Source organism: Pseudomonas sp. 008 (assembly GCF_016861935.1).
GTDB lineage: Bacteria > Pseudomonadota > Gammaproteobacteria > Pseudomonadales > Pseudomonadaceae > Aquipseudomonas.
Map to the genome: position 1 here is coordinate 85,593 of NZ_BOMA01000015.1, position 24,754 is coordinate 110,346.

23 protein-coding genes are annotated in these 24,754 nt (G+C 58.7%); 21 read left to right on the forward strand and 2 right to left on the reverse strand.

All coding sequences use genetic code 11. The annotated features are described in order from the left end of the window. Positions 1–3: 3 nt before the first annotated feature. From lpxD to ispD, 13 genes are all read left to right on the forward strand, one after another. Positions 4–1,059 (forward strand): UDP-3-O-(3-hydroxymyristoyl)glucosamine N-acyltransferase, encoded by a 1,056-nt coding sequence (gene lpxD / locus JUI81_RS25830; protein WP_028939208.1) that lies wholly within the window; start codon positions 4–6, stop codon positions 1,057–1,059. 109 nt (positions 1,060–1,168) lie between these two features. After that, positions 1,169–1,609: a 3-hydroxyacyl-ACP dehydratase FabZ gene (fabZ, locus tag JUI81_RS25835; protein ID WP_007940511.1), complete on the forward strand. Its 441-nt coding sequence runs from the start codon at positions 1,169–1,171 to the stop codon at positions 1,607–1,609. Continuing rightward, positions 1,606–2,382: an acyl-ACP--UDP-N-acetylglucosamine O-acyltransferase gene (gene lpxA / locus JUI81_RS25840; RefSeq protein ID WP_018927011.1), complete on the forward strand. Its 777-nt coding sequence runs from the start codon at positions 1,606–1,608 to the stop codon at positions 2,380–2,382. Before fabZ ends, lpxA begins: the two co-directional genes overlap by 4 nt. A 2-nt stretch (positions 2,383–2,384) precedes the next feature. Then, on the forward strand, positions 2,385–3,512 hold the full coding sequence (lpxB, locus tag JUI81_RS25845; RefSeq protein WP_019581019.1) for a lipid-A-disaccharide synthase: 1,128 nt from the start codon (positions 2,385–2,387) through the stop codon (positions 3,510–3,512). Further along, positions 3,512–4,153, forward strand: a complete 642-nt coding sequence (gene rnhB, locus JUI81_RS25850; protein ID WP_019581018.1) for a ribonuclease HII — start codon at positions 3,512–3,514, stop codon at positions 4,151–4,153. The genes lpxB and rnhB overlap by 1 nt, the downstream gene beginning before the upstream one ends. An 82-nt stretch (positions 4,154–4,235) precedes the next feature. Beyond that, entirely contained in the window at positions 4,236–7,757 is a 3,522-nt protein-coding gene (gene dnaE / locus JUI81_RS25855) for a DNA polymerase III subunit alpha (protein WP_204125312.1), read from the forward strand. A 150-nt stretch (positions 7,758–7,907) separates the two neighbouring features. Beyond that, positions 7,908–8,855, forward strand: a complete 948-nt coding sequence (locus JUI81_RS25860) for an acetyl-CoA carboxylase carboxyltransferase subunit alpha (RefSeq protein WP_019581016.1) — start codon at positions 7,908–7,910, stop codon at positions 8,853–8,855. Between the two features lie 150 nt (positions 8,856–9,005). Next, entirely contained in the window at positions 9,006–10,334 is a 1,329-nt protein-coding gene (gene tilS, locus JUI81_RS25865) for a tRNA lysidine(34) synthetase TilS (protein ID WP_204125313.1), read from the forward strand. Between the two features lie 274 nt (positions 10,335–10,608). Continuing rightward, the gene (locus JUI81_RS25870; protein ID WP_019581014.1) at positions 10,609–12,240 is read left to right on the forward strand and encodes a CTP synthase; all 1,632 of its coding nucleotides are present in this window, start codon (positions 10,609–10,611) and stop codon (positions 12,238–12,240) included. 5 nt (positions 12,241–12,245) lie between these two features. Next, entirely contained in the window at positions 12,246–13,091 is an 846-nt protein-coding gene (gene kdsA, locus JUI81_RS25875; protein WP_015093773.1) for a 3-deoxy-8-phosphooctulonate synthase, read from the forward strand. Between the two features lie 157 nt (positions 13,092–13,248). Next, on the forward strand, positions 13,249–14,538 hold the full coding sequence (eno, locus tag JUI81_RS25880) for a phosphopyruvate hydratase (protein ID WP_007940523.1): 1,290 nt from the start codon (positions 13,249–13,251) through the stop codon (positions 14,536–14,538). 170 nt (positions 14,539–14,708) lie between these two features. After that, positions 14,709–14,987, forward strand: coding sequence for a cell division protein FtsB (gene ftsB, locus JUI81_RS25885; RefSeq protein ID WP_007907178.1), 279 nt, complete (start codon positions 14,709–14,711; stop codon positions 14,985–14,987). Then, entirely contained in the window at positions 14,984–15,691 is a 708-nt protein-coding gene (ispD, locus tag JUI81_RS25890) for a 2-C-methyl-D-erythritol 4-phosphate cytidylyltransferase (RefSeq protein ID WP_019581012.1), read from the forward strand. Before ftsB ends, ispD begins: the two co-directional genes overlap by 4 nt. A 36-nt stretch (positions 15,692–15,727) precedes the next feature. Here ispD and JUI81_RS25895 read toward each other — a convergent pair whose 3' ends face one another. Continuing rightward, entirely contained in the window at positions 15,728–16,624 is an 897-nt protein-coding gene (locus JUI81_RS25895) for a LysR substrate-binding domain-containing protein (protein ID WP_007907183.1), read from the reverse strand. Between the two features lie 106 nt (positions 16,625–16,730). On the opposite strand from JUI81_RS25895, the gene JUI81_RS25900 reads away from it, so the two are divergent. From JUI81_RS25900 to rpoS, 8 genes are all read left to right on the forward strand, one after another. Further along, positions 16,731–17,843 (forward strand): S-(hydroxymethyl)glutathione dehydrogenase/class III alcohol dehydrogenase, encoded by a 1,113-nt coding sequence (locus JUI81_RS25900; protein WP_018927002.1) that lies wholly within the window; start codon positions 16,731–16,733, stop codon positions 17,841–17,843. Between the two features lie 8 nt (positions 17,844–17,851). Continuing rightward, a complete protein-coding gene (gene fghA, locus JUI81_RS25905) occupies positions 17,852–18,697 on the forward strand; it encodes an S-formylglutathione hydrolase (RefSeq protein ID WP_019581010.1) in 846 nt (281 codons plus the stop codon). Between the two features lie 43 nt (positions 18,698–18,740). Then, positions 18,741–19,214, forward strand: coding sequence for a 2-C-methyl-D-erythritol 2,4-cyclodiphosphate synthase (gene ispF / locus JUI81_RS25910; protein ID WP_019581009.1), 474 nt, complete (start codon positions 18,741–18,743; stop codon positions 19,212–19,214). Further along, the gene (truD, locus tag JUI81_RS25915; RefSeq protein ID WP_019581008.1) at positions 19,211–20,269 is read left to right on the forward strand and encodes a tRNA pseudouridine(13) synthase TruD; all 1,059 of its coding nucleotides are present in this window, start codon (positions 19,211–19,213) and stop codon (positions 20,267–20,269) included. Before ispF ends, truD begins: the two co-directional genes overlap by 4 nt. Continuing rightward, complete coding sequence (surE, locus tag JUI81_RS25920) at positions 20,257–21,006, forward strand: 5'/3'-nucleotidase SurE (RefSeq protein WP_018926998.1); 750 nt, start codon at positions 20,257–20,259, stop codon at positions 21,004–21,006. Before truD ends, surE begins: the two co-directional genes overlap by 13 nt. 41 nt (positions 21,007–21,047) lie before the next feature. Next, on the forward strand, positions 21,048–21,683 hold the full coding sequence (locus JUI81_RS25925; RefSeq protein WP_172901226.1) for a protein-L-isoaspartate(D-aspartate) O-methyltransferase: 636 nt from the start codon (positions 21,048–21,050) through the stop codon (positions 21,681–21,683). 211 nt (positions 21,684–21,894) lie between these two features. Continuing rightward, the gene (locus tag JUI81_RS25930) at positions 21,895–22,752 is read left to right on the forward strand and encodes a peptidoglycan DD-metalloendopeptidase family protein (RefSeq protein WP_026331840.1); all 858 of its coding nucleotides are present in this window, start codon (positions 21,895–21,897) and stop codon (positions 22,750–22,752) included. Between the two features lie 107 nt (positions 22,753–22,859). Next, on the forward strand, positions 22,860–23,867 hold the full coding sequence (gene rpoS, locus JUI81_RS25935) for an RNA polymerase sigma factor RpoS (protein WP_007940534.1): 1,008 nt from the start codon (positions 22,860–22,862) through the stop codon (positions 23,865–23,867). Positions 23,868–24,352: 485 nt separating this feature from the next. Here the strand turns inward: rpoS and fdxA are convergent, their stop codons facing one another. Then, positions 24,353–24,676, reverse strand: coding sequence for a ferredoxin FdxA (fdxA, locus tag JUI81_RS25940; RefSeq protein ID WP_007940535.1), 324 nt, complete (start codon positions 24,674–24,676; stop codon positions 24,353–24,355). Positions 24,677–24,754 lie beyond the last annotated feature (78 nt).

Below are 24,754 nucleotides of genomic sequence, written 5' to 3' on the forward strand. Positions count from 1 at the left end.
CCCATGACAGCGACTATAAAGCTCGGCCAGCTGGCCGAGTTCCTCGGCGCCACCTTACGTGGCGACCCGGAGAAAGAAATTACTGGGCTGGCCACTTTGCAAGAGGCTGGCCCAGCTCAGTTGAGCTTTCTGGCAAATCCTCAATACCGTAAATACCTGGCTGACAGTCAGGCCGCAGCCGTGCTGCTGAAGGCCGCTGATGCTGAAGGTTTTGCCGGTGATGCGCTGGTGGTGGCAGATCCATATGTGGCCTATGCGCGCATTTCCCATCTGTTCGATCCCAAGCCCAAGGCGCCGGCCGGTATTCATCCGACAGCGGTAGTGGCGGCGGATGCGGTGGTCGATCCGGCGGCGAGCATCGGTGCCTTTGCGGTCATCGAAAGTGCAGCGCGTATTGGCGCCGGTGTGACCGTTGGTGCGCATTGCTTCATCGGTGCACGCTGCGAAATTGGCGAGGGTGGCTGGTTGGCCCCGCGCGTCACGCTGTATCACGACGTGCGCATCGGCAAACGGGTGGTGATTCAATCCGGTGCCGTGCTCGGTGGTGAAGGCTTCGGTTTTGCCAACGAGAAAGGTATCTGGCAGAAAATTGCCCAGATCGGCGGCGTCTCGATCGGAGACGACGTGGAAATAGGCGTAAATACCGCTATCGATCGTGGCGCGCTGGCCGATACCGTCATTGGTAATGGTGTGAAGCTCGACAACCAGATTCAGATTGCCCACAACGTCCAGGTTGGTGACCACACTGCCATGGCCGCGTGCGTGGGAATTTCCGGCAGCACCAAAATCGGCAAGCATTGCATGCTCGCCGGTGGCGTAGGGCTGGTGGGGCATATCGACATTTGCGACAACGTTTTCCTGACCGGGATGACCATGGTGACCCACTCGATTACCGAGCCGGGTTCCTATTCTTCCGGTACGGCGATGCAACCGGCAGCCGAATGGCGCAAAAGCGCGGCACGTATCCGTCAGCTCGATGACATCGCGCGACGTCTGCGACAGCTGGAAAAGCGTGTAGGGGACGTGACCCCTGACGGTAATGCTTCATCAGATGGCTGATACCATTTCCATATCAAGTGTGCACAGCCGCTAGACTGCCTCCCTTGATTTGCTAGAGGAGTGCGCGTCAGTCGCGCGCTCCCAATCTTTACATAGGCTTCCCCCCGAAATGATGGACATCAACGAGATTCGCGAATACCTGCCTCACCGTTACCCGTTCCTGCTGGTGGACCGGGTCGTGGATCTGGATGTGGAAGGCAAGCGCATTCGCGCCTACAAGAATGTCAGCATCAACGAACCGTTCTTCAATGGTCACTTCCCTGCGCATCCAATCATGCCGGGCGTACTGATCATCGAAGCAATGGCTCAGGCTGCCGGGATCCTTGGTTTCAAAATGCTCGACGTGAAACCGGCCGATGGCACGCTTTACTACTTCGTCGGCTCCGACAAACTGCGCTTCCGTCAGCCGGTGCTGCCGGGCGATCAATTGATCCTTGAAGCCAAGTTCATCAGCTGCAAGCGTCAGATCTGGAAGTTCGAATGCCAGGCTTCGGTCGATGGCAAGCCAGTCTGCTCCGCTGAAATCATCTGTGCGGAACGCAAACTATGAGTTTGATTGACCCTCGCGCAATCATCGATCCGACGGCCATCCTGGCCGACGACGTCGAAGTCGGCCCTTGGTCGATTGTCGGCGCAGGTGTGGAAATCGGCGAGGGGACAGTGATCGGGCCGCATGTGATTCTCAAGGGCCCGACCCGAATCGGTAAGCACAACCGCATCTACCAGTTTTCTTCGGTAGGTGAGGACACGCCCGATCTGAAATACAAGGGCGAGGAAACCCGTCTGGTCATCGGTGACCACAACGTCATCCGTGAAGGCGTGACGATTCACCGCGGGACCATTCAGGACCGTTCGGAAACGACCCTGGGTGATCACAACCTGATCATGGCCTATGCCCACATCGGTCACGACAGCGTTATCGGCAATCATTGCATCCTGGTCAACAACACCGCGTTGGCGGGGCATGTGCACGTTGAAGACTGGGCGATCCTGTCCGGCTTCACCCTGGTTCACCAGTATTGCCACATTGGCGCCCACAGCTTTTCCGGCATGGGCACTGCCATTGGCAAAGACGTTCCAGCGTACGTCACGGTATTCGGCAACCCCGCTGAAGCTCGCAGCATGAACTTCGAAGGCATGCGCCGTCGCGGCTTCAGCGAAGAGGCGATCCACGCGCTGCGTCGTGCCTACAAGGTGGTTTACCGCCAGGGCCTGACAGTCGAGCAAGCGCTCGCCGAGCTGGCCGAACCCTCGCTGCAGTTCCCGGAGGTCGCGGTGTTCCGTGACTCCATCCAGTCTTCGACCCGCGGCATCACCCGCTAATCATGGCCAATCTGCGTATTGCGCTGGTGGCGGGTGAGGCTTCCGGTGACATTCTGGGTGCGGGTCTCATGCGTGCGCTCAAGGCACAGCATCCGGCGGTCGAGTTCATTGGTGTCGGCGGTCCGCTGATGCAGGCCGAAGGCCTGACCTCGTATTTCCCGATGGAACGCCTTTCTGTCATGGGGCTGGTGGAAGTGCTGGGCCGTTTGCGCGAGCTGTTGGCCCGTCGCAAGAAACTGGTTGCGGACCTGATCGCCGAGAAGCCGGACGTGTTCATCGGTATCGATGCCCCGGACTTCAACCTCAATATCGAACTCAAGCTGCGTCAGGCCGGGATCAAGACCGTGCATTACGTCAGCCCGTCGGTCTGGGCCTGGCGACAGAAGCGGGTGCTGAAGATTCGCGAAGGTTGCGACCTGATGCTGACGCTGTTCCCGTTCGAAGCTAAATTTTATGAAGAGAAGGGCGTGCCGGTACGGTTTGTCGGGCATTCCCTGGCCGATGCGATCCCGCTGGAGGCCGATCGCGCCGCCGCGCGGGCCGAACTCGGTTTGCCGGACGGGCCGTTGGTTGCCCTGATGCCGGGCAGTCGTGGCGGTGAAGTCGGGCGCCTCGGTGCGTTGTTCCTCGACACTGCTCAGCGCCTGCGGGCCATGCGTCCGGGCGTGCGATTCGTCATGCCGTGCGCCAGTCCGGAGCGTCGGGCCCAGTTGGAAGAGCTGCTGGCTGGTCGCGATCTGCCGCTGACTTTGCTCGACGGCAAATCCCATCTGGCGCTGGCGGCGTGCGACGCGGTGTTGATCGCTTCGGGCACCGCCACCCTGGAAGCATTGCTGTACAAGCGGCCGATGGTGGTCGCTTATCGCCTGGCACCGCTGACGTTCTGGATTCTCAAACGGATGGTGAAGAGTCCCTACGTCTCGTTGCCGAATTTGCTGGCCCAGCGCCTGCTGGTGCCAGAGTTGTTGCAGGACGATGCGACAGTCGAAGCCCTGGCCCAGACTCTGTCGCCGCTGATCGAAGGTGGCGAGGAGCAGACCCGAGGCTTTGACGAAATCCACCGAACCCTGCGACTGGACGCCTCCAATCAGGCAGCGGACGCGGTACTGAACCTGATTGGCAGAGCATAATGAGCAAAGCAAGCAAGCAACTGGGCCTGGATTTTATGCTGGTCGATGAAGTTGAAGATCTGGTGGCAGGTGTTGATGAAGTCGGTCGCGGCCCGCTGTGCGGTGCCGTGGTGACGGCGGCGGTGATCCTCGACCCAAGCCGGCCGATCCTTGGTCTCAATGATTCGAAGAAACTCACCGAAGCCCGTCGCGAAGCGCTTTACGATGAAATCTGCGAAAAAGCCCTGAGCTGGTGCATCGCTCGTGCCGAAGTCGAAGAAATCGACGAGTTGAACATTCTCCATGCCACCATGCTGGCTATGCAGCGTGCGGTCGAAGGGCTACACATTCAGCCGAAACTGGCGATGATTGATGGCAACCGGTGCCCGAAGCTTTCGATGCGCGCCGAAGCGGTGATCCAGGGTGATGGCAAGGTCCCGGCCATTGCGGCGGCGTCAATTCTGGCCAAGGTCAGCCGTGATCGTGAAATGGCGGCGTTCGAGCTGATTTACCCGGGTTACGGCATCGGTGGCCACAAAGGCTACCCGACGCCCGTTCATCTGGAAGCGCTGACGCGTCTGGGGCCGACACCGATTCACCGCCGCTCGTTCGCCCCGGTACGCCTGGCGTATGAAGCGCGGGAAAACCTGATCGAGGGTTAGTCGCAGGCTGATGTTTTACTCAAGGCCCGGTACAATCCGGGCCTTGTTGTCTTCACGTTTCTAGTTTCTAGACAGGATCACTATGCCGGCTTCATTCGTTCATCTACGCCTGCACACTGAATATTCCCTGGTCGACGGTCTGGTGCGGATCAAACCGCTGGTCAAGACCCTGGTCGGCATGAACATGCCTGCCGTGGCGGTCACTGACCAGAACAACATGTGTTCCCTCGTCAAATTCTATAAAGCCGCCATGGGCGCCGGGATCAAGCCGATCTGTGGCGCCGACCTGTGGCTGTCGAACAAGGATCCGGACAACCCCTTGAGCCGGATCAGCCTGCTGGCGATGAACGCCACGGGGTATCGCAACCTCACCGAACTGATCTCCCGTGGTTTCATCGACGGCCAGCGCAATGGTTCGATCATCATCGAGCGCGAGTGGGTGGCCGAAGCCAGCGAAGGCTTGATCATGCTGTCGGCGGCGAAAGAAGGTGAAATCGGTCTGGCGATGCTCGGCGGCAACCCGGACGAAGCCGAAACCCTGGCTCGCGAGTGGATGGCGGTGTTCCCGGATCGTTTCTACCTGGAAATCCAGCGCACCAACCGCCCCAACGACGAAGAGCAGCTGCACGGTGCAGTGGCCCTGGCCGAGAAAATCGGCGCGCCGCTGGTGGCGACCAACGACGTGCGCTTCATCAAGCAGGAAGACTTCGAAGCCCACGAAACCCGCGTTTGCATCGGTGAAGGCCGCGCCCTCGACGATCCGCGGCGTTCGAAGAATTACAGCGATCAGCAATACCTCAAAAGCGCCGAGGAAATGGCCGAGCTGTTCAGCGACCTGCCTGAGGCGCTGGAGAACACAGTCGAGATCGCCAAGCGCTGCAACATCGAAGTGAAGCTGGGCAAGCACTTCCTGCCCAACTTCCCGATTCCCGATGGCATGACCATCGACGAGTATTTCCGCAAGGTTTCCTTCGACGGTCTGGAAGAGCGCCTCACCGTTCTGCTGCCCAAGGACACCACCGAAGACTACGAAGCCAAGCGTCAGGTTTATGTCGACCGGCTGAATTTCGAGCTGGATATCATCATCCAGATGGGGTTCCCCGGTTACTTCCTGATCGTGATGGACTTTATCCAGTGGGCCAAGAACAACGGCGTACCGGTGGGGCCTGGCCGTGGGTCGGGTGCCGGGTCGCTGGTGGCCTATGTGCAGAAGATCACTGACCTTGACCCGCTGGAATATGACCTGCTGTTCGAACGGTTCCTTAACCCGGAACGGGTTTCCATGCCCGACTTCGACGTCGACTTCTGCATGGACGGTCGCGACCGCGTGATCGAATACGTGGCCGAGAAATACGGCCGTAATGCGGTAAGCCAGATCATCACCTTCGGTTCCATGGCGGCCAAGGCTGTGGTCCGTGACGTGGCGCGGGTGCAGGGCAAGTCCTACGGACTGGCGGATCGTCTGTCGAAGATGATTCCGTTCGAAGTCGGCATGACCCTGGAAAAAGCCTACGAACAGGAAGAAATCCTGCGCGACTTCATCAAGGTCGATGAAGAAGCCGCGGAAATCTGGGAAATGGCGCGCAAGCTCGAAGGCGTTGTGCGTAACGTCGGTAAACACGCCGGTGGTGTGGTGATTGCGCCGACCAAGCTGACCGACTTCTCGCCGATCTATTGCGACGAAGCGGGCGACGGTCTGGTAACCCAGTTCGACAAGGATGACGTTGAGGCTGCCGGTCTGGTGAAGTTCGACTTCCTGGGGCTTCGGACCCTGACGATCATCGACTGGGCGCTGAAAACCATCAACCGCGACCGCGCCAAGGTCAACGAACCGCCGCTGGACATCGCGTTCATCCCGCTGGATGACAAACCGACTTACACGCTACTGCAAAAAGCCGAAACCACCGCGGTGTTCCAGCTCGAGTCGCGCGGCATGAAAGAGCTGATCAAAAAGCTCAAGCCCGACTGCCTGGAAGACTTGATCGCACTGGTGGCCCTGTTCCGTCCGGGCCCGCTGCAATCGGGCATGGTGGACGACTTCATCAACCGTAAGCACGGTCGCGCCGAACTCGCGTACCCGCACTCGGACTACCAGTACGACGGCCTCAAGCCGGTATTGGCGCCGACTTACGGCATCATCCTGTATCAGGAACAGGTGATGCAGATTGCCCAGGTCATGGCTGGTTACACCCTTGGCGGCGCGGACATGTTGCGTCGAGCCATGGGTAAGAAAAAACCCGAAGAAATGGCCAAGCAGCGCGGCGGTTTCATTGAAGGTTGCGCCACCAACAATATCGATGCTGACCTTGCCGGTAACATTTTCGACCTGGTAGAAAAATTCGCCGGTTACGGCTTCAACAAATCCCACTCCGCTGCCTACGGCCTGGTGTCGTACCAGACCGCGTGGCTGAAAGCCCACTATCCGGCGCCGTTCATGGCCGCGGTACTGTCGGCGGATATGCACAACACCGACAAGGTCGTGACCTTGATCGAAGAAGTGCGGACCATGAAGCTGCGCCTCGACGCGCCGGACGTGAACACCTCGGAGTTCAAGTTCACGGTGAACGACGAAGGCCGCATCATTTACGGTCTGGGCGCGATCAAGGGCGTGGGCGAAGGCCCGGTCGAAGCGATTACCGAGGCGCGGCAAGACGGGCCGTTCAAGGACCTGTTCGATTTTTGCGCGCGGGTCGACCTCAAGCGCATCAACAAACGCACCCTCGACGGCTTGATCCGCAGTGGTGCCCTGGACCGCCTTGGCCCGTATTTCCACGATGAGCAGAAAGCCTATCAGGCCAACATCGACCGCAACCGCGCGGTGTTGTTGACGGCCATGGAAGAGGCGATCAAGGCTGCCGAACAAACCGCTCGTACCCACGACAGTGGGCATGCCGATCTGTTTGGCGGTCTGTTCGTTGAAGAAGACGCCGACGTCTACGCCAATCACCGCAAGGCCAAGGAACTGACCCTCAAGGAACGCCTGAAAGGCGAGAAAGACACCTTGGGCCTGTACCTCACCGGCCACCCGATCGACGAATACGAAGGCGAGATCCGTCGCTTCGCCCGTCAGCGCATCATCGACCTGAAACCGGCTCGCGACACGCAAACGGTCGCGGGCATGATCATCGCCCTGCGAGTAATGAAGAACAAAAAGGGCGACAAGATGGGCTTCATCACCCTCGACGACCGCTCCGGTCGGATCGAAGCCTCGTTGTTCGCCGATGCGTTCCATTCCGCGCAGTCGCTGTTGCAGACCGATGCGATGGTGGTGGTCGAAGGCGAAGTCAGCAACGACGACTTCTCCGGTGGCCTGCGGTTGCGGGTCAAGCGGGTGATGAGCATGGAAGATGCGCGCACCAACCTGGCCGAAAGCCTGCGCCTGAAGTTGCATGCCAAGGACCTCAAGGGCGATCAGCTACGCTGGCTGGGCGAGTTGTTGAAGCGTCATCGCGGTGCGTGCCCGATCACCATGGACTACACCAGCCCCGATGCGAAGGCCTTGTTGCAGTTTGGCGAGACCTGGCGGATCGACCCGGCGGATGCCTTGATTCAAGCCCTGCGTGACCAGTTCGGGCGAGACAACGTCTTCCTCCAATACCGTTGACGGTCAGGCGTCATTCCTTACCATGGGAACGCGCCTGATCCCGACCCGAATTTTTAATCTCGACCTGAACGCGCCTGTCCCTTAAGGTAGGGCGCGAATAGACAACCGGCCGGCCCAAGCTCCCTTGGACGCGACCCTAGACGGACGCCTATGAACCCGAATTTTCTAGATTTCGAACAGCCGATCGCCGACCTGCAAGCCAAGATCGAAGAGTTGCGCTTGGTCGGTAATGACAATTCGCTGAATATCGGCGATGAGATCTCCCGCCTACAGGACAAGAGCAGCACGCTGACCGAAGACATCTTCGGCAAGCTGACCAGCTGGCAGATCGCGCGTCTGGCGCGTCACCCGAAACGTCCGTACACCCTGGACTACATCGAACACATCTTCACCGAGTTCGATGAGTTGCACGGCGACCGTCACTTCTCTGACGACGCTGCCATCGTTGGCGGTGTTGCCCGTCTGGACGATAAGCCGGTGATGGTTATCGGTCACCAGAAAGGCCGTGAAGTGCGCGAGAAGGTTCGCCGCAACTTCGGTATGCCGCGCCCTGAGGGCTACCGCAAGGCGTGCCGCCTGATGGAAATGGCCGAGCGTTTCAAAATGCCGATCCTGACCTTCATCGACACCCCGGGCGCTTACCCTGGCATCGACGCCGAAGAGCGCAACCAGAGCGAAGCGATTGCCTGGAACCTGCGCGTCATGGCTCGCCTGAAAACCCCAATCATCGCCACCGTGATCGGTGAGGGTGGTTCCGGTGGTGCGCTGGCCATTGGCGTCTGCGATCAGCTGAACATGCTGCAATATTCGACCTACGCTGTGATTTCGCCGGAAGGTTGCGCCTCGATTCTGTGGAAAACTTCCGAGAAAGCCCCGGATGCCGCTGAAGCGATGGGCATCACTGCCGAGCGTCTGAAGGGCCTGGGCATTGTCGATAAAGTGATCGGCGAGCCGTTGGGCGGTGCTCATCGTGATCCGGCCGCTGCCGCTGCCTCGATCCGCGCCGAGCTGAGCTCGCAACTGGCGATGCTGAAGAAGTTCGACAACGACGCGCTGCTGGCCCGTCGTTACGAGCGTCTGATGAGCTACGGTCTCTGATCTGATCGCGCTATAGCCATGTGGGAAGAGCCGGGCGACGTTCGTCTGCTCGCGATTGCGGTATAACAATCAACAAATATGTTGAATGTTAAGCAGCCTTCGCGAGTAGGCTCGCTCCCACAATGGGTCTATGTGAAGCGACTGACGTCTATGAGCCCTAAGACGATTGATCTGCCAGCCAGGCTTCTCCAGGGGCTGGCTCCGTGGCGCAACGCCACGACCTGGCGCATCGCCTTCTCCGGTGGTCTCGATTCCACCGTCCTGCTGCACCTTCTCGCACACCTCGCAAAAACCGAATCCTTGCCGGCGTTGACCGCCATTCACGTCCACCACGGCCTGCAGGCTGCGGCTGATGCGTGGCCGGAACATTGTCAGTCGGTCTGTGATGCGTTGGGTGTGCCGCTGGAGGTTGTGCGTGTTCAGGTTGAGCGCGGCGCGAGCCTTGAGCGTGCGGCGCGGGATGCGCGTTACGGCGCCTTCATCGCGGCGACTCGTGCCGGTGAAGTACTGCTCACAGGTCAGCACCGTGACGATCAAGCGGAAACCCTGTTGTTTCGGCTGATGCGCGGGGCAGGGGTGAGAGGTTTGTCGGGGATGCCGAGTGAGCGTCCTTTGGGGCATGGGCATCTGCTGCGACCACTGCTTGATGTCACTCGCGCCGAGCTTGAGGCCTATGCCACTGAATATCAGCTGAACTGGATCGAAGATCCGTCGAATCAGGACCGGCAGTTCTCGCGCAATTACCTGCGTCATCAGGTGTTCCCGGTGTTGACCGCGCGCTGGCCTCAAGCAGTGGCGACCATGGCTCGCAGCGCTGCGCATCTGAGTGAGGCGCAGGGGTTGCTCGACGACCTGGCGCAAATTGATCTGGCCCAGGCCGGCACCGTCAGTGATTTCGATTGGCTGGGGTTGCCGTCGCTGGAGCTGGCGCCCCTGGAAAAGCTCTCTGATGCACGCCAGCGCAATGCCCTGAGTCATTGGCTCAAACCACTGACGTCTTTGCCGGATAGTGACCATTGGTCGGGTTGGCAGGATTTGCGCGATGCGACTGGCGATGCACGTCCGGTCTGGCGATTGGCGGCGGGCGAACTGCATCGCGCTGGTGGGCGTCTCTGGTGGTTGTCAGGTGGATGGTTGCGCACTCCGCCATCCCCTGTGTCCTGGGCTGATCCCGCGGTATTGCTGGCGTTACCGGATAATGGCGTGCTCACACTCACCGGACAGATCCCCGATGGCCCGTTGCAGATCCGCTATCGTGAGGGCGGAGAAGTCATGAATTTGCCCGATCGCGGTCACCGTGACTTGAAGCGTTTGCTCAACGAAAGCGGCGTGCCGGGCTTCGCCCGTGGCAGATTGCCGCTGGTCTACAGGGACCAGCAATTGCTGGCGGTGGCGAACCTGCGGGGGCTGAATGGCAGTGAGCGCAGTGGCTGGTATTTGCATTGGCAGCCGCCGATCGAAGATCAAGGTTTGAGCTGAAAGGGGCTTTCCGGTAGACTACGCTCCCTTCTTGATACAACTTCTGTGGATTCGCCTGAATCGCAGCAGTTGCCGATTACCAAGCAGTCTTTGCTGGGCGATTCCAAAAAATGTGTAGCGAGCAACCTACCGGTGTTTCATCTTCCGGTCTGTCCCAACGCGGCGGTTTTTTTGAAAGGTGCACTGTGATTAATGCAGGTGATCGGGGGCTTCGGCCTTCTTTCGCTTTCCCCGGCGGCTCGGACCGCTTTAACGCAGACTTCTAGGGTTTTTCATGACGCGCTACATATTCGTCACGGGCGGTGTTGTTTCTTCATTGGGGAAAGGCATTGCCTCGGCTTCATTGGCGGCCATCCTGGAGGCGCGGGGACTTAAGGTCACCATGCTGAAGCTGGACCCGTACATCAACGTTGACCCGGGCACCATGAGCCCGTTCCAGCACGGTGAAGTGTTCGTCACCCACGACGGCGCCGAGACCGACCTGGACCTGGGCCACTACGAGCGGTTCATCCGCACGACCATGACCCAGAACAACAACTTCACCACTGGCCGTGTCTACGAACACGTCCTGCGCAAAGAGCGCCGTGGTGATTACCTGGGCGCAACCATTCAGGTGATCCCGCACATCACCGACGAAATCAAGCGCCGGATCATCAAGGGCGCCGGCGATGCCGACGTGGCCATGGTCGAGATCGGTGGCACCGTGGGTGACATCGAGTCGCAACCGTTCCTCGAAGCGATCCGTCAATTGCGTTTCGAAGTCGGCGCCAAGCGCGCGATGCTGATGCACCTGACACTGGTGCCGTACATCGCCACTGCCGGCGAAACCAAAACCAAGCCAACCCAGCACTCGGTCAAGGAACTGCGTTCCATCGGCCTGCAGCCTGACGTGCTGGTGTGCCGCTCCGATCACCCGATCGACATTTCTTCGCGTCGCAAGATCGCGCAGTTCACCAACGTTGAAGAACGTGCGGTGATTGCACTGGAAGACGCCGACACCATCTACAAGATCCCGGGCATTCTGCACTCCCAGGGCCTGGATGATTTTGTCGTTGAGCGTTTCGGCCTGCAATGCGACAGCGCCGATCTGTCCGAGTGGGAAGCGGTGGTTGATGCCAAGCTGAACCCGGAGCACGAAGTCACCATCGCCATGGTCGGCAAGTACATGGAACTGCTGGACGCCTACAAGTCGCTGATCGAAGCGATGAGTCACGCCGGCATCAGCAACCGCACCAAGGTCAACCTGCGCTACATCGATTCCGAAGACATCGAAAACCAGGGCACTGCTCTGCTGGAAGGCGTCGACGCGATTCTGGTACCGGGCGGCTTCGGTCTGCGTGGTGTTGAAGGCAAGATCACTGCCGTTCAATACGCTCGCGAAAACAAGGTTCCATACCTGGGTATCTGCCTGGGCATGCAAGTGGCCGTTATCGAGTTCGCTCGTAACGTCATGGGCTGGAAAGATGCCAACTCCACTGAGTTCGATCGCACCAGCGGTCACCCGGTGGTCGGTCTGATCACCGAGTGGGAAGATGCCACCGGCGCCGTCGAAACCCGTACCGAATCGTCCGATCTGGGCGGCACCATGCGCCTTGGCGCTCAGGACTGTCTGCTTGAGCCAGGTTCCCTGGTGCACGATTGCTACGCCAAGGATGTGATCGTCGAGCGTCACCGTCATCGCTACGAAGTGAACAACAACCTGCTGCCGCAAATCATCGATGCCGGCCTGAAAATCTCCGGTCGCTCCGGTGATGGCGCGCTGGTTGAAGTGGTTGAAGCACCGGATCACCCATGGTTCGTCGCTTGCCAGTTCCACCCAGAGTTCACCTCGACGCCACGCGACGGTCACCCGTTGTTCAGCGGTTTCGTTAAAGCCGCTTTGGCTCAACACCAGAAGAAGGCGTAAACCTTATGGCGCAGAAGATCATCCGCGTAGGCGATATCGAGATTGCCAACGACAAGCCAATGGTGCTGTTCGGTGGCATGAACGTGCTGGAAAGCCGTGACATGGCGATGCAGGTCTGCGAAGAGTACGTAAAGGTCACCGAAAAACTCGGTATCCCTTACGTGTTCAAGGCCAGTTTCGACAAGGCGAACCGTTCTTCTGTGACCTCTTACCGTGGCCCTGGCCTGGAAGAGGGCATGCGGATTTTCCAGGACATCAAGCAAGCCTTTGGCGTACCGATCATCACCGACGTCCACGAGCCTGACCAGGCTGCGGTCGTCGCTGAGGTCTGCGACATCATCCAGTTGCCGGCCTTCCTGTCGCGCCAGACCGACCTTGTGGTCGCGATGGCCAAGACCGGCGCGGTGATCAACATCAAGAAAGCCCAGTTCCTCGCGCCCCAGGAAATGAAACACATCCTGAACAAATGCGTGGAAGCCGGTAACGATCAGTTGATTCTCTGCGAGCGTGGTTCGAGCTTCGGCTACAACAATCTCGTGGTCGACATGCTCGGCTTCGGCATCATGAAGCAGTTCGAATATCCGGTATTCTTCGACGTGACCCACGCGCTGCAAATGCCCGGCGGTCGCTCCGATTCCGCCGGCGGTCGTCGTGCCCAGGTCACTGACCTGGCCAAGGCCGGCATGAGCCAGTCGCTGGCCGGGCTGTTCCTTGAAGCCCACCCGGACCCGGACAACGCCAAATGCGACGGCCCTTGCGCCCTGCGTCTGGACAAACTGGAGCCATTCCTGGCCCAGCTCAAAGCACTGGACGAACTGGTGAAGAGTTTTCCGACGGTAGAAACCGCGTAAACCTCAATTCTCCGGTAAAGTACCGCACGGTTTAAATGCTCAGGCCCTCGGGCTTGAGCCTTATCGTCCGCAAGCCTGCCCGCTTTCTGTCACTTGCCGACGATAAAAGATTTCCTTCAGCTGCGTCGTTTTCGTCAACTTTGGAGTGTTTACAACAATGGCAAAAATCGTCGACATCAAAGGTCGTGAAGTTCTCGACTCCCGTGGCAATCCCACTGTGGAAGCAGACGTGCTTCTCGATAACGGCATCATCGGCAGCGCATGCGCGCCATCCGGTGCTTCCACTGGCTCGCGTGAAGCGCTCGAGCTGCGTGATGGCGACAAGAGCCGTTATCTGGGTAAAGGCGTGCTCAAGGCCGTAGCCAACATCAACGGTCCGATCCGCGACCTGTTGCTGGGCAAAGACCCAAGCGACCAGAAAGCGCTGGATCACGCGATGATCAAGCTCGATGGCACTGAGAACAAAGCAACTCTGGGCGCCAACGCAATCCTCGCCGTTTCCCTGGCCGCGGCCAAGGCAGCAGCACAGGACCAGGACCTGCCGCTGTACGCTCACATTGCCAACCTGAACGGCACTCCGGGTGTCTACTCGATGCCGGTTCCGATGATGAACATCATCAACGGTGGCGAGCACGCCGATAACAACGTCGACATCCAGGAATTCATGGTTCAGCCGGTTGGCGCCAAGTCTTTCTCGGAAGGTCTGCGCATGGGCACCGAGATTTTCCATCATCTCAAAGCCGTTCTGAAGGCTCGTGGCCTGAGCACTGCCGTCGGTGACGAAGGTGGTTTCGCGCCGAACCTGGCTTCCAACGAAGACGCTTTGAAAGTGATCTCCGAAGCCGTGGCCAACGCCGGTTACAAGCTGGGCACCGACGTGACCCTGGCCCTGGACTGCGCGGCCAGCGAATTTTACGAAGATGGCAAGTACAACCTGTCCGGCGAAGGCCAGGTGTTCACTGCTGAAGGTTTCGCCGACTACCTGAAAGGTCTGACCGAGCGTTACCCGATCATCTCCATCGAAGACGGTCTGGACGAGTCCGACTGGGCTGGCTGGAAAATCCTCACCGACAAGATCGGCGAGAAGACTCAGCTGGTAGGCGACGACCTGTTCGTGACCAACACCAAGATCCTGAAAGAAGGCATCGACAAAAAGATCGCCAACTCGATCCTGATCAAGTTCAACCAGATCGGCACCCTGACCGAAACCTTGGAAGCCATCCAGATGGCCAAGGCCGCTGGTTACACCGCCGTGATCTCGCACCGCTCCGGCGAAACCGAAGATTCGACCATTGCCGACCTGGCCGTGGGCACCTCGGCTGGCCAGATCAAGACCGGTTCGCTGTGCCGTTCCGACCGCGTTTCCAAGTACAACCAACTGCTGCGTATCGAAGAGCAGTTGAATGGCAAAGCCAAGTACAACGGCCGTAGCGAATTCCGCGGCTGAGTGGTAAACGATAAAAAGACACCGGATTGTGTCGGAAAAATCGCGACAGCGACGGATTTGCCACTAATCTGATGCCTTAAGAGCACAAGCCTGGTTCTTCCAGGCTTCGTGCTATCAGAAGCTTCAAAGTTTGGCATGGCTGTCTTTTTTCACTGGATACCTGATATTCGATGCGCAGTCCCAATTGGTTGTTCCTCGTCTTGCTCTTGCTGCTGGCCGGCCTGCAGTACCGCCTGTGGGTGGGTAATGGCAGTCTGGCGCAAGTGGCCGAGCTGAAGCAGCAGATTGCGGATCAACACGCCGAGAACGAGGCGTTGCTGGAGCGCAACCGAGTGATGGACGCCGAAGTCAGTGAGTTGAAAAAGGGCATGGAGACCGTTGAAGAGCGGGCTCGCCATGAGTTGGGCATGGTCAAGGATGGTGAAACCCTTTACCAGTTGGCCCAATGATTGAGTCGCTACCGGCCTTCTGGGCCGTGATTCCTGCCGCGGGCGTCGGTGCCCGTATGGCCGCGGACCGTCCCAAGCAATACTTGCAATTGGGTGGGCGCACTATTCTCGAACACAGCCTTGGCTGTTTCCTCGATCATCCTGCCCTGAAGGGGTTGGTGGTCAGTCTTGCCATCGACGATCCTTACTGGCCGAACCTGGCCTGTGCTGCCGATCCGCGTATTCAGCGGGTTGAAGGCGGCGCCGAGCGTTCCGGATCAGTGCTCAACGCCTTGCTGCATCTGCATGCCCAGGGTGCTGACGATGAGGATTGGGTGTTGGTTCACGATGCCGCGCGACCGAATCTGGCGCGCGATGATCTTGATAAATTGCTCAGTGAACTGGCTGACGACCCGGTGGGCGGCCTATTGGCGGTGCCTGCGCGCGACACCCTCAAACGGGTCGACAAGCACGGGCGTGTGCTGGAAACAGTGGATCGCAGTGTGATCTGGCAGGCTTATACACCGCAGATGTTTCGCCTTGGAGCATTGCATCGGGCGTTGGCGGATAGCCTGGTGGCGGATGCTGTCATCACCGATGAAGCCTCGGCGATGGAGTGGGCAGGTATGGCACCCCGTTTGATCGAAGGTCGATCCGATAACATCAAAGTCACTCGCCCCGAAGACCTTGAGTGGTTGCGCCAGCGTTGGGCTAACCGCCGTTAAAAGATCGCAGCCTATGCAGGCTGTGATCTTTTGCTCTTAAACCCGATACTCCGGCCGTTCGGCCAACCCTTCCTTCAAATAATCCACCAACTTGCGCACCTTCGGCGACAGATGCCGCTGCTGCGGATAAAGCGCCCAAACCGCTGTGTTCGGCGGTTGATGGGCTTCCAGCAGTGAAATCAACTCGCCGTTTTTCAGGTGCTCCAGCACGTAGTAGTCCGGCAACTGACACAACCCAACCCCTTGTAGCGCGGCATCCAGCACCGCCTGCCCACTGTTGCAGCGCCAGTTCCCCTGTACTCGCTGGGAAAATTCCCGCCCGTTCTGTTCCAGTTGCCAGATATCCGAGCTGCCGATGAGGCAGTTGTGGCGACTCAGTTCCGACAAACTGTGTGGACGACCATACCGTTCCAGGTAGGACGGCGAGGCGCACAGATACATGCGCCGTGGTGCCAAACGAGTCGCGACCAATCTTGAATCCTGCAGGCGGCCGAGGCGGATGGCCAGGTCCAGCCCTTCGTGCACCAGATCGAGCGGGCGGTTGCTCAGTTCGATGTCGACACGCAGTTGCGGATACAGCCCCATGAAGCGAGTCACCAGTGGCACAATGAATCGTTCGCCGTAGGCCACGGCACAGGTCATGCGCAGCATGCCCTTGGGTTCGCTGGTCAGGTCGCCGACAGCGCGCAACGCTTCTTCGCGGCCGTCCTGCAAACGTTGGCAATGTTGCAGAAAGGTTTGCCCGGCTTCGGTCAGCGTGACCCGGCGGGTGCTGCGATAGAGCAAGCGGGTTTGCAGTCGCTCTTCCAGTCTTACGATTTGGCGACTGATGTGGGAGGAAGACACTCCAAGGCGTTCAGCCGCGGCGGTGAATTGGCTGCACTCGGCCACGGCGACGAACTCGTCGATGCCTTCCCAGCGGTTTTCGGACATCAGGATTATCCCTGCATGGCAATAATGTTTTGCTTTTGTCCCGATTATTCATCGTATGCAGCTGTATTACACTCCTTGTCTCGTTTTTATTCACTGGAGAGTCAGCATGATCAAGTCGCGCGCCGCTGTTGCCTTCGAGGCCAAGAAGCCCCTCGAGATCGTTGAAGTCGATGTCGCCATGCCCAAGGCGGGCGAAGTCCTGCTGCGCGTCGTCGCTTCCGGTGTCTGCCATACCGATGCCTACACCCTCTCGGGCGCAGACCCGGAAGGTATCTTCCCGTCGATCCTGGGCCACGAAGGTGGCGCGGTGGTCGAAGCGATCGGCGAGGGTGTGACTTCGGTTGCCGTGGGCGATCATGTGATCCCGCTGTACACCCCGGAATGTGGCAAGTGCAAATTCTGTCTGTCGGGCAAAACCAACCTCTGCCAGGCGATTCGTGCAACCCAGGGTAAAGGCCTGATGCCGGACGGCACTTCGCGCTTTTCCTACAAGGGCGAAACTATTTTCCACTACATGGGCACTTCGACGTTTTCCGAGTACACCGTACTGCCGGAAATTTCTGTCGCCAAAATTCCTAAAGAAGCACCGCTGGAAAAAGTCTGCCTGCTGGGCTGTGGCGTCACCACCGGCATCGGTGCAGTGATCAACACTGCCAAGGTCAAACCGGGTGACACCGTCGCCATCTTCGGTCTGGGCGGCATCGGACTGTCTGCCGTGATCGGCGCGGTCAAAGCCAAGGCTGGCCGGATCATCGCCATCGACATCAACCCGGCCAAGTTCGAAATCGCCAGGCAATTGGGCGCCACCGACTGCGTGAACCCGAAAGACTTCGATCGTCCGATTCAGGAAGTGATCGTCGACATGACCGATGGCGGCGTCGACTTCTCGTTCGAATGCATCGGCAATGTTCAGTTGATGCGTGCCGCACTTGAGTGCTGCCATAAAGGTTGGGGCGAGTCGGTCATCATCGGTGTGGCTGGCGCCGGCCAGGAAATCTCCACCCGTCCGTTCCAGTTGGTCACCGGTCGTGTCTGGCGCGGTTCGGCGTTCGGTGGCGTGCGTGGCCGTACCGAGTTGCCAAGCTATGTCGAAATGGCCCAGACCGGCGAGATCCCGCTGGATACCTTCATCACCCACACTATGGGCCTGGAAGATATCAACAAGGCGTTTGACCTGATGCATGAAGGCAAAAGCATCCGTAGCGTCATCCATTTCTGAGGTCGGTCATGAGCCTGGAAAATATCTCCTGCCAGAAAAGCTTCGGCGGCTGGCACAAGCGCTACCGGCACCGCTCCGACGTGCTCGGCTGCGACATGGTGTTTGCCGTGTACCTGCCGCCGCAAGCGGAGCAGGGCGGCAAGCTGCCGGTGTTGTACTGGTTGTCTGGCCTGACCTGTACCGATGAGAACTTCATGCAGAAGGCCGGTGCCATGCGCATGGCCGCCGAGCTGGGGCTGATTATCGTCGCACCGGACACCAGCCCACGCGGTCCCGAAGTGCCGGGCGATCCGGATGGTGCCTGGGACTTCGGTCTCGGTGCCGGGTTTTATCTGAATGCCACGCAGGAACCGTGGTCGCGGCACTATCGGATGCATGACTATGTCGTGCAGGAATTGCCGGCATTGGTCGAGGCGCATTTCCCGGCATCGGAAAAGCGTGGCATCAGCGGCCACTCCATGGGTGGCCACGGTGCGCTGGTCTGCGCCTTGCGCAATCCGGGGCGTTATCAGTCGGTGTCGGCGTTCTCGCCGATCAACAATCCGATCGATTGCCCATGGGGACAGAAAGCCTTTTCCCGTTACTTGGGTGAAGACCGGTCGAAATGGCGCGAGTGGGACGCCTGTGCATTGATCGCCGAAGCCGACGAGAAACTGCCGCTGCTGGTGGATCAGGGTGATCGCGACGATTTTCTCGCCACCCAGCTTAAGCCTGAAGCCCTGCAACAGGCGACCAAACAGGCTGGTCATCCGCTGACGTTGCGCTTGCAACCGGGCTACGACCACAGCTATTTCTTCATCGCCAGTTTCATCGACGACCACTTACAGCATCACGCGCGCGCTCTAAGCGCCTAATGCAGGTAGAATCACGCCCTGACAAAAATCGGGGCGTTTTTTTATGCGTATTGGCCACGGCTATGATGTGCACCGTTTCGGTGAAGGCGATTTCATCACGCTGGGCGGTGTGCGGATTGCACACAGCTTCGGGCTGCTTGCCCATTCCGACGGTGATGTCCTGCTGCACGCCTTGAGCGATGCGTTGCTCGGCGCTGCCGCGCTGGGTGATATAGGCAAGCATTTTCCGGATACCGACCCGCAATTCAAGGGCGCCGACAGCCGTGCGCTGTTGCGTCATGTCGTCGCACTGATCCACGCCAAGGGCTGGAAAGTCGGCAACGTCGATAACACCATCGTCGCCCAGGCCCCGAAAATGGCCCCGCATATCGAATCGATGCGCGCGCTGATTGCCGCGGATCTTCAAATTGAGTTGGATCAAGTGAACGTGAAAGCTACCACCACCGAAAAGCTTGGCTTTGTCGGTCGCGAAGAAGGTATTGCCGTGCACTCCGTTGCCTTGTTGCTGCGCGCATGAACGAGGCGCAATTGCTCGGCCCGCGGGCCTATGGTGACGCTCTCGGCAGCGCGGTGCTGAAAGCCACGGCGGAAGATTTCCAGGTCGATGAAGTCCTCGATATTCCCCTGAGCGGCGACGGCGAACACCTATGGATCTGGGTGGAAAAGCGCGGTCTGAATACCGAAGAAGCGGCACGGCGGATTGCCAAGGCTGCGGGCGTGCCATTGCGTACTGTCAGCTACGCGGGCCTCAAGGACCGTCAGGCGTTGACTCGCCAGTGGTTCAGCGTGCAACTGCCCGGCAAGGCTGATCCAGACCTGTCGGCAGCGGAAAACGACACGCTGAAGATTCTCAAGACCGGTCGGCACAGACGCAAGCTGCAACGCGGTGCCCATTCGGCCAACGGCTTCACGTTGCGCCTGACCCAGTTCGCTGGCGACAAGGCAGCGATCGAAGAGCGTCTGCAACTGATCGCCAGGCAAGGTATTCCCAATTATTTCGGCGCCCAGCGTTTCGGGCATGACGGCGGCAACGTCGTCGACGCCCGTGCCTGGGCAGCGCGCAAGGCCCTGCCGGAACAACGCAATGTGCGTTCGCGCCTGCTCTCAACCGCGCGTAGTTTTCTGTTTAATCAGGTGCTGGCGGCACGCGTCGCCGATGGTACCTGGCAGCATGCTCAGGTTGGCGATCTGCTGGCGTTCACTGACAGCCGCAGTTTCTTCCCGGCAGGTGAAGCCGAGTGCAGTGACCCGCGTCTGGCGATTCTCGACTTGCACCCGACCGGCCCGCAGTGGGGCGAAGGTGACTCGCCGGCGTCAGGCGCTGTCCATGAACTGGAGCAGGCAATCGCTGCGCGCGAAGCGGACCTGCGCGATTGGTTGATTAACGCTGGAATGAGCCACGAACGTCGCATCCTGCGGCTGCCCATTGGCGGGTTGACGTGGCATTATCCCGAGCCTGACATTCTGCAACTGGAATTCGTCCTCCCGGCCGGATGCTTCGCCACCGTATTGGTGCGTGAACTCGTCGATCTGGTGCCGGTGGGGCAGACGGACAGCCCATGCGTATTCTGATTTCTAACGACGATGGGGTAACCGCACCCGGTCTCGCCGCGCTTTATGCTGCGCTGGCGGATTACACCGAATGCGTGGTTATCGCCCCGGACCAGGACAAAAGCGGCGCCAGCAGCTCGCTGACGCTCGACCGTCCGTTGCACCCGCATACCTTGGCCAATGGCTTTATCAGCCTCAACGGAACGCCTACCGATTGCGTGCACCTGGGCCTTAACGGCTTGCTGGAGTTTGAACCGGACATGGTGGTTTCCGGTATTAACCTGGGTGCTAACCTGGGGGACGACGTGCTGTATTCCGGTACTGTGGCGGCGGCCCTTGAGGGACGTTTCCTGGAGCGTCCTTCGTTTGCCTTTTCGTTTGTCTCACGGCAAGTGGAGAACCTTCCCACGGCGGCCTATTTTGCGCGCAAACTGGTAGAGGCCCACGCGGACCTCGATCTACCACCGCGCACGGTACTGAACGTGAACATTCCCAACTTGCCGCTGGAGCATATCCGCGGTATCCAGCTGACCCGCCTGGGCCATCGCGCCCGCGCCGCTGCGCCGATAAAAGTGGTCGATCCGCGTGGTAAATCCGGTTACTGGATCGCTGCGGCGGGGGACGCCGAGGATGGCGGCCCGGGCACCGATTTCCATGCGGTGATGCAAGGCTATGTTTCAATCACGCCACTGCAACTGGATCGCACCTTTAATGATGCCTTCAGAAGTCTCGATGGCTGGCTGGAGGGGCTGCGCTAATGGCTCGTGAACAAGACGATATTCTGCACCGCGGCATCGGGATGACCTCCCAGCGGACCCGTGAGCGTCTGATTCAGCGCCTCTATGAAGAAGGGGTGTCCAACGCCAAGGTGCTGGAAGTCATCCGCCGCACACCGCGTCACCTGTTCGTCGATGAGGCGCTGGCCCACCGCGCTTATGAAGATACGGCGCTACCGATTGGCCATAACCAGACCATCTCCCAGCCTTATATGGTGGCGCGCATGAGCGAGCTGCTGCTGGAAGCCGGTCCGTTGGACAAGGTGATGGAGATCGGCACCGGTTCGGGTTACCAGACAGCAGTGCTATCGCAACTGGTCGAGCGGGTTTTTTCCGTCGAGCGCATCAAGGTTCTGCAAGATCGAGCCAAGGAGCGCCTGGTGGAGCTGAATCTGCGCAATGTGGTATTTCGCTGGGGCGATGGCTGGGAAGGCTGGCCGGCGCTGGCGCCTTACAACGGCATCATTGTTACCGCCGTAGCCACCGACGTGCCTCAGGCGCTGCTCGATCAATTGGCACCGGGCGGGCGACTGGTGATTCCGGTCGGCTCTGGTGAAGTTCAACAATTGATGCTGATCATCCGTGAAGAACAGGGCTTTTCCAGGCGTGTTCTGGGGGCGGTGCGTTTTGTGCCACTGCTCAACGGGCCGCTGGCCTGAGCATTTGTTTCAGCGCGCTGAATTCTCTTCGATTGCCCGGGTCTTACAGCGGCATCGATGGGTTAAACGGAATTCATCGTCAGGCAGCAAACATGTGCGTGAAGCGAATCCGCTTCATTAAAGGTAAAGCCTGTTCGGCCCGTTATACTTGCGACATTTCGTGCCGAAACACGGCAATTCATATTTTCAGCCACCACAAAGGGAGCGGCGGGTGAGTCTCACAGTCGTTGCGCAGCGAATGGGTATAACGAGCTTTCAGCGTCTGGTGACTGGTCTTGTCTTGAGTACCTTGCTGGTCGGTTGCTCCAGCACCAAATCGAGTAGCGTGGGAGTTGTCGAACGCAACAATGCGGTCGCCCAGCGTCCGGCCGTAACCACCGGCCAGTACGTTGTTCGACCCAAGGACACGTTGTTTTCCATCGCCTTTCGCTACGGCTGGGACTACAAAGCCCTCGCGGCAAGGAACAACATTCCTACGCCTTACACGATCCATCCGGGTCAGACGATTCGCTTCGACGGTCGCAACGATTCAACGCCTACAGCGGTGGTGAGTTCGTCCAGTTCCTCGCCTTCGTCGTCGAGCAAAACCACGGTAATTCGGCGCCAGGCAAATGGCACAACAACCAGTACAACGGTGCTCGCACCGTCCGTCGCCAGCAAACCGGCACCCGCTCCACTGCCTCCTGCCGGTCCGGCCCCGACGGGCTGGGGGTGGCCTTCTAGTGGCATTCTCATTGGAAAATTCTCTTCAAACGGTAGTTTGAATAAAGGAATTGATATCGCCGGAGATTTGGGACAGCCTGTTTTAGCTGCGTCTGATGGGACGGTGGTATACGCCGGGAGTGGCTTAAGGGGCTACGGCGAATTAGTCATCATCAAACACAGCGATACCTACGTCAGTGCCTACGGTCACAACCGCAGGCTGTTGGTTCGGGAGGGGCAGCAGGTCAAAGTCGGACAGACAATTGCCGAAATGGGGTCAACGGGTACAGACCGGGTGAAACTGCATTTTGAGATTCGCCGACAAGGTAAACCTGTAGATCCGCTGCAGTTCCTGCCACGTCGTTGATTTGTTAGCCAAGCCTGTTCCGTCACGTAGAGGGAACAGGCTCCAGCGTTGCCAGGGATCAAGGCGCCGCTTGAGCTTGAGGTCGAACTCACCAAAGGACTATAACAATGGCTCTCAGTAAAGAAGTGCCGGAGTTTGACATCGACGATGAGGTTCTCCTTATGGAGACCGGCATCGCTATGGATTCGATGTCGAATGATGAAGGGGATGCACCACCTTCCGTTCGTGCCAAATCCAGACACTCCGCTTCGTTAAAGCAACACAAGTACATCGACTACACCCGGGCACTCGATGCCACGCAGCTGTACCTCAATGAAATCGGCTTTTCCCCATTGCTCTCCCCGGAAGAAGAAGTACATTTTGCGCGCCTGTCGCAAAGTGGTGATCCGGCCGGACGCAAGCGCATGATTGAAAGCAACCTGCGGCTGGTGGTGAAAATCGCCCGGCGTTACGTCAATCGTGGGCTGTCGCTGCTGGACCTGATCGAAGAGGGTAACCTCGGCCTGATCCGGGCAGTGGAAAAGTTCGATCCAGAACGCGGCTTCCGCTTTTCGACCTACGCCACTTGGTGGATTCGTCAGACCATCGAACGCGCGATCATGAATCAGACCCGGACCATCCGGCTACCTATTCATGTGGTCAAAGAGCTCAACGTGTACTTGCGGGCTGCACGGGAGCTGACTCAAAAGCTCGACCATGAACCCTCACCCGAAGAAATTGCCAACCTGCTGGAGAAACCGGTAGGCGAGGTCAAGCGCATGCTTGGCCTGAACGAGCGGGTTTCTTCGGTCGACGTCTCGCTGGGTCCTGATTCGGATAAAACCCTGCTGGACACCTTGACCGACGACCGCCCGACCGATCCATGTGAACTGTTGCAGGATGACGACCTGTCGCAGAGCATCGATCAATGGCTCTCGGAGCTGACCGACAAGCAACGCGAGGTGGTCGTACGCCGCTTCGGCTTGCGAGGTCACGAGAGCAGTACGCTTGAAGATGTCGGCCTGGAAATCGGCCTTACCCGGGAGCGGGTCAGGCAAATCCAGGTTGAAGGCCTCAAGCGTCTTCGGGAGATTCTCGAGAAAAACGGCCTGTCGAGTGAGTCGCTGTTCCAATAAGCCATTCGCTCAACCGGCAACAAAGAGCCCCGACTGGTTCGGGGCTTTTTGCTGTCGGGAAGATGAAAGGTGTGTTGGTATTGGCGCCACCTCAGGTTTGTAGTCTCGTGGTGTAAGTCTTTGCTTACTCTTTCGTAAGTGTTCATTATTTTTACACCCTGGTAGTTGTCTATTCGAAGGATGCTGTATTTATAAGCTATTGATTTGTATGCTTATTTTATTAAGTTAACAGCATATTACAGATGATTTCAGCCATGGAGGCCGATTGCTCTTGGTGGGGAATCCTCTAGTATTTGAACTGTGTCGACGGATAGACACGCCCTTCAAGGAAGAGGGGAATGGACATCGCAGGATGCGATTCATCAGGACGATGAAAAGGAATACATGGAATAGGGAAAAAATGTGGGCGGGTCAAACCGCCCCTTTTTTTGCCTGCAGAAAAGCAAAAAGGCCCGCAAGGGGCCTTTTCGGGAACGCGAGGGAAATCAGCGTTCGAGGTGTTCGATCTTGCCTGGCTTGCCATCCCATTCAGCGGAATCGGGCAATGGATCTTTCCGTTCAGTGATGTTCGGCCATACCTCGGCCAATTCCATGTTCAGCTGAATGAAGTTTTCCATACCGGCGGGAACTTCATCTTCAGAGAAGATGGCCACGGCAGGGCATTCTGGTTCGCACAGTGCGCAGTCGATGCACTCATCCGGGTGAATCACCAGGAAGTTCGGGCCTTCGTAAAAGCAGTCCACCGGACAGACTTCTACGCAGTCGGTGTACTTGCACTTGATGCAGTTGTCGGTGACGACGAAGGTCATTTCTAATTTTCTCCTCAGGCGGCGGCAGCGGAGCCCCTTCAGGACGGGGTCGCCAGGTTCGGGAGCGATAGTCTGCAG

Excerpts from the sequence above, each read along its gene's own strand:
- lpxD (WP_028939208.1), top strand. The coding sequence starts at position 4 with ATGACAGCGACTATAAAGCTCGGCCAGCTGGCCGAGTTCCTCGGCGCC.
- fabZ (WP_007940511.1), top strand. The coding sequence starts at position 1,169 with ATGATGGACATCAACGAGATTCGCGAATACCTGCCTCACCGTTACCCG.
- lpxA (WP_018927011.1), top strand. The coding sequence starts at position 1,606 with ATGAGTTTGATTGACCCTCGCGCAATCATCGATCCGACGGCCATCCTG.
- lpxB (WP_019581019.1), top strand. The coding sequence starts at position 2,385 with ATGGCCAATCTGCGTATTGCGCTGGTGGCGGGTGAGGCTTCCGGTGAC.
- rnhB (WP_019581018.1), top strand. The coding sequence starts at position 3,512 with ATGAGCAAAGCAAGCAAGCAACTGGGCCTGGATTTTATGCTGGTCGAT.
- dnaE (WP_204125312.1), top strand. The coding sequence starts at position 4,236 with ATGCCGGCTTCATTCGTTCATCTACGCCTGCACACTGAATATTCCCTG.
- JUI81_RS25860 (WP_019581016.1), top strand. The coding sequence starts at position 7,908 with ATGAACCCGAATTTTCTAGATTTCGAACAGCCGATCGCCGACCTGCAA.
- tilS (WP_204125313.1), top strand. The coding sequence starts at position 9,006 with ATGAGCCCTAAGACGATTGATCTGCCAGCCAGGCTTCTCCAGGGGCTG.
- JUI81_RS25870 (WP_019581014.1), top strand. The coding sequence starts at position 10,609 with ATGACGCGCTACATATTCGTCACGGGCGGTGTTGTTTCTTCATTGGGG.
- kdsA (WP_015093773.1), top strand. The coding sequence starts at position 12,246 with ATGGCGCAGAAGATCATCCGCGTAGGCGATATCGAGATTGCCAACGAC.
- eno (WP_007940523.1), top strand. The coding sequence starts at position 13,249 with ATGGCAAAAATCGTCGACATCAAAGGTCGTGAAGTTCTCGACTCCCGT.
- ftsB (WP_007907178.1), top strand. The coding sequence starts at position 14,709 with ATGCGCAGTCCCAATTGGTTGTTCCTCGTCTTGCTCTTGCTGCTGGCC.
- ispD (WP_019581012.1), top strand. The coding sequence starts at position 14,984 with ATGATTGAGTCGCTACCGGCCTTCTGGGCCGTGATTCCTGCCGCGGGC.
- JUI81_RS25895 (WP_007907183.1), bottom strand. The coding sequence starts at position 16,624 with ATGTCCGAAAACCGCTGGGAAGGCATCGACGAGTTCGTCGCCGTGGCC.
- JUI81_RS25900 (WP_018927002.1), top strand. The coding sequence starts at position 16,731 with ATGATCAAGTCGCGCGCCGCTGTTGCCTTCGAGGCCAAGAAGCCCCTC.
- fghA (WP_019581010.1), top strand. The coding sequence starts at position 17,852 with ATGAGCCTGGAAAATATCTCCTGCCAGAAAAGCTTCGGCGGCTGGCAC.
- ispF (WP_019581009.1), top strand. The coding sequence starts at position 18,741 with ATGCGTATTGGCCACGGCTATGATGTGCACCGTTTCGGTGAAGGCGAT.
- truD (WP_019581008.1), top strand. The coding sequence starts at position 19,211 with ATGAACGAGGCGCAATTGCTCGGCCCGCGGGCCTATGGTGACGCTCTC.
- surE (WP_018926998.1), top strand. The coding sequence starts at position 20,257 with ATGCGTATTCTGATTTCTAACGACGATGGGGTAACCGCACCCGGTCTC.
- JUI81_RS25925 (WP_172901226.1), top strand. The coding sequence starts at position 21,048 with ATGACCTCCCAGCGGACCCGTGAGCGTCTGATTCAGCGCCTCTATGAA.
- rpoS (WP_007940534.1), top strand. The coding sequence starts at position 22,860 with ATGGCTCTCAGTAAAGAAGTGCCGGAGTTTGACATCGACGATGAGGTT.
- fdxA (WP_007940535.1), bottom strand. The coding sequence starts at position 24,676 with ATGACCTTCGTCGTCACCGACAACTGCATCAAGTGCAAGTACACCGAC.